At 71.0% G+C, this 4,267-nt stretch carries 2 protein-coding genes and 1 pseudogene; 1 reads left to right on the forward strand and 2 read right to left on the reverse strand.

Annotated elements, in window-relative coordinates; translation table 11 throughout:
* The first annotated feature begins 379 nt into the window (after nt 1–379).
* Entirely contained in the window at nt 380–1,312 is a 933-nt protein-coding gene (locus tag VF330_RS18735; RefSeq protein ID WP_330852915.1) for a DUF4436 family protein, read from the forward strand.
* A gap of 94 nt (nt 1,313–1,406) precedes the next feature.
* On the opposite strand, the gene VF330_RS18740 is transcribed toward VF330_RS18735, so the two are convergent.
* A complete protein-coding gene (locus VF330_RS18740) occupies nt 1,407–2,438 on the reverse strand; it encodes an isopenicillin N synthase family dioxygenase (RefSeq protein WP_330852916.1) in 1,032 nt (343 codons plus the stop codon).
* 201 nt (nt 2,439–2,639) lie between these two features.
* A pseudogene (locus VF330_RS18745) lies at nt 2,640–4,267 on the reverse strand (toll/interleukin-1 receptor domain-containing protein); the annotation flags it as partial.

The raw sequence follows: 4,267 nt of genomic DNA on the forward strand, positions 1-4,267 counted from the left end.
CGGAGATCGCGCTCACCTCGATGTACGAGCTGGCCCGGTCGACCGCGCTGTACGAGTCGAGCCGGACGGGCAAGTTCCTCCGCGACGGTTACGTCGGGGCGCAACACGTTTGTTGTCTCCCAACAACTATGAGATCGCGGCAGCACGACCATCGGCGCCGGGGATGACTCGCCGAGCTCGTCGCTCCACTGAGGACTTCCTTGCGCGGGTGATCGCGGGCGTGCCAGACTACGCGTAGGAGTCCTATCCATTTGAGATGCTTCCCGGCTCCGCTTCCGCGAACACGCCTGACCGGTCGTGTCAGGGAATCCGGACGCAGTCCACGAGTTCTGAAAGGCAATTGATGAGTACCGAACCGCGCCCGCGGAAGAAATCCACGTTGAAGCTCGTCGCCTTCGTGGTGCTTCTCGCGCTGGTCACCGCGGGCAGCCTGACGGTCTACCTGGTGGAGCGCGGCCAGGGCCAGCAGGCGATCGTGCTCGGCGACACGACCTCGCCGAACCGCTTGGACGTCAGCGTCTTCGTCCAGAAGACCGACGCGAGCCTGCAGGAGGTCTCGGCCCAGGTCGAGGTGGCGCCGCAGGGGGCGCTGGCCGACGAGAACGGGTGGCCGCGCAAGGACATCACCCTGTACACGAACGGCGTCAAGGGTGACGTGCTCCCGTTCAAGGCGGGGAAGACGCCGAGCGTCGCCGACCTGCGGGTGGCGATGAACGACGGCGTGATCACCGACTACCCGTTCGACGGGTACCAGGTCGACTTCGGGTTCACCGCCGAGGTCGACGGCGCCGCGGTGCCGGTCAACCTGACGCTGGTGAACGCCGACTCCTTCTTCAAGCTCACGCTCGCGAAGGACGAGACGACCAGCGACGCGCTGATGTTCACCGCCGCGGCGAAGCGCTCGACGGGAACGTTCGCGTTCGCGCTGTTCATCATGGTGTTCATGTGGTTCCTGAGCCTCGCCGCCGTCATCGCGGCCTGGTTCGCGGTGAAGGGCCGGCACGGCCTGCTGTGGCCGTCGATGAGCTTCATGGGAGCGCTGCTGTTCGCGCTGGTCCCGTTGCGCAACGCGGTTCCCGGCCAGCCGCCCGTCGGTTCGGTCGTCGACTTCGGGGCCTTCTTCATCGCCGAGGCGCTCATCTCCCTCTCGCTCATCACGACGGTGGTCATCGGTTACCGCGTCGAACGGGCCAAGGAGCGGGAGAAGGAGCTGGCGGCGGCAGCGGAAGAAGCCGCCGCGAGGGAGTCGATCCCGGCGGAACCCAGCCCGCTTGTGCCCGTCGGCTCCGCAGGCGGGCACGCCGGTCGCTGACGCGTCGCCGGTTGGCGGCCAGGCCTCCGAATCGAGACCTGGCCGCTGATCTGCCGCACGCGATCGAAACGGCGAGGACCGGTCTCGAACGCGGTCATCCGCGCTCCGCCAGGACGTCGCTCCACCAGCGCTCGGCTACCTTCGGGTGCGAGCGCAGCCAGCCGATCAGCGTGTTCTCCCCGAAGGCCGCGTGCAGCGGGTTGTCGGCGTCCTGGCTGACGCCACGGGCCTCCGCCGCCAGCTCCGCCGGGAGCTCCAGGGGTTCCACCACCGCGTCGAGCCGCGGCCCGAGGAAGAACGGCACGGAGAACCGCTCCACCCCGGCGGGCGGGCTGATCACGCGGTGGTGCGTCGCCTTCAGGTACCCCTGGGTGGCAATCTCGAGCATCTCCCCGATGTTGAACACGAAGCTGCCCGGAACGGGCGTTGCGTCGACCCAGGTGCCGTCAGCCGCCCGCACCTGCAGGCCACCGACCTCGTCCTGCTGCAGCAACGCCAGGTAGCCGTAGTCCTTGTGCGCACCGACGCCCTGGTCCTGCTCCGCCGACGGCCGTCCCGGGTAGCGGACGATCTTCACGTGCGTGGACGCCTCCTCGTCGAACCACGCGTCGAAGTAGCCCTCGTCCTGCCCCAGCGCCGCGGCGAGCGCACGCAGCACCTCCCGGCTGACGCGCAGCGCCTCGGCCTGCCAGGCCAACGTCGTGTCCCGCAGGCCGGGAAGACCTTCCGGCCACTGGTTGGGACCGATCAGGCGTTGCCACGCGGGGCCACCGGGCGCGACGGGCGCCCGCTCCGGGCCGATGTCGATCTGTTCCCGCCAGTCGGGTGTGCCACCCGTGTACTCGTAACCGGTGCGCGTGTAGCCGCGGAACTGCGGCGAGTGGATGTTCTCGATCGCAAGCCGCTCTTCGACGGGCAGCGCGAAGAACTCCCGTGCAACGTCGAAGATCCCAGTGGTCAGCTCCTCCGGTACGCCGTGCCCCACCACATAGAAGAAGCCGACCTCGTGCGCCGCCCGCCGCAGCTCGGCGAGGAACGCGCTCCGGTCGGCGGCGGGATCGCGGAAGCGCGAGATGTCGATCAGCGGCAGAGCGGTGGCCGCCCCGGGTTCGTCGAGCGTCGTCACGTCCGGCAGCCTAAGACGGACAGGCAGGAGCGACCGGTGTTCCCACATCGCGGGCATCGGCCGGGCACGGCCCCGGTGCCGATCCGGTCGAAGCCGTCGTCGCCGCGCAGGGGTCGTGGGTGAAGCAGGGCTTCGACGCCGTGGCGCACGCGCTGTGCGACCGGATCGGGTTGCTGCGCGCGGCCCGGCCCGACTGACCCGTCAGCCGCCCAGCAGCCACCCCGCCAGCGACGTCGGCCGCAGCTCCGTCCGCTCCCCCGTGCCGACTCCGAACAGCGTGATCCGCACCCGCCGCCCCGACGTCCACACGATCCGGTCGCCGACCCCGCTCCACCCGGCCAGGCGGACCTCCTCGCCGGCCACCTCGGCCTGCCCGTGGTCGGTGCCGGCGAGCAGCCGACCGTCCGGAACAGACAGCACGCGCACGGCGGTGTTGTTCGACACCGCGACGCGCTTGCCGTCCGGCGACCACGCGAGTGAGGCCTCGATCTGCCCCACCGGGTGCACGGCCAGCGGTGGCGCGGCCTGTCCGGTCTCCGCCGACCAGAGCCGCACGACGTCTTTCGTGCCGTCCGCGACCGCCAGCCAGGCGCCGTCCGGGGACCACCCGAGGTCGTCGATCGAGTTCCAGCCGCGCTGGAAGCCCAGGTCCGTGCTGCTCGTGAACCGGCCGTCCGCGACGCCGTGGAACACCAGGCCCAGCTCCAGATCGGCGGAGACGAGCCGGCGACCGTCCGGCGACCAGCGCACCCGGCCGACGAACGACCGGTGCCCGGTGAACACGTCGGTCTCGCGCAGTTCGCCGTCCTGCAACCGCAGGAGCCGGACCGTCGGTTCCCAGCCGCCCACCGCGAGCGTGTTGGGCCCTCCCGGTGCCCACGCCACGACGCTGACGTGCGGGTTCAGCCCGGAGAACACCGCCTTGCCCACCAACGGCAGCTCCGCGTCGATGCGCCAGACCCGCACGACGCCGTCGCCGTCACCGGTGGCGATGCGGGTGCTGTCGGGCGACCAGGCGATGTCGTCGAGCAGTCCCTGGTGGCCGGACAGCGGCCGCACCACCCGCATGCTCGCGGCGTCCCACAAGCGCATCGCACCGGTGTAGCCGTCGCCGGTGGCGAGCCAGCGCCCGTCGGGTGACCAGCGGATCACGTCGGCGGGACCGTCCAGTTCGCCGACGACCTCGCTCCACGCCGCCCTCTCGACGTCCCAGGTGCGCAGCTCGCCCTCCACTGCCGTCGCGACGCGGCGGCCGTCCGGTGAGACCTGCGCGCCGGTCAGTGCCCGCGACGGGTAGGTGGCGTCGTCGACGGCAGTCCAGATCAGCGGTCCCACCAGCGCCAGCACGAACGCCGCGACACCCAGCCGGTGCGTGCGACGCAGCTGCGGCACGCGTTTGACGGAGTCGCGGATGTGCTGCTTCTGCAGCTCCTCCAGCCGCGCGGCCAGGCTCGCGCAGTCGTCGGCGAAGTCCGTCCCGTCGCGCAGCGCCACGGATTGCAGGTGCGGCAGGACGGCGATGCTCGCCGGCAGGTCGCCGGTGGCGGGCAGGCCGGCGCCACCGACGAGCACCGGCACGACCGGGATGCCCAGCGACAGTGCGGTCTCGACCTCCACCAGCACGTAGTCCTCGGTGCCCTCCCTGTCACGCAACAGTTCCGGCCACCGCGGCCCGATCACCACGAGCGCGAGGTCGCAGCGGCGCAGGACGTCGGTCAGGCGCGGCCGGAAGTCGTGGCCCAGCGGCAGGGACACGCGGTCGAGGAACACCCGGTGGCCACCGAAGTGGTCGGCCACCAGCCGATCGTAGAGGCCGGTGGCCTCCGGTT

It is taken from the genome of Lentzea sp. (assembly GCF_036380075.1).
In the GTDB taxonomy this organism is placed as follows: domain Bacteria; phylum Actinomycetota; class Actinomycetes; order Mycobacteriales; family Pseudonocardiaceae; genus Lentzea.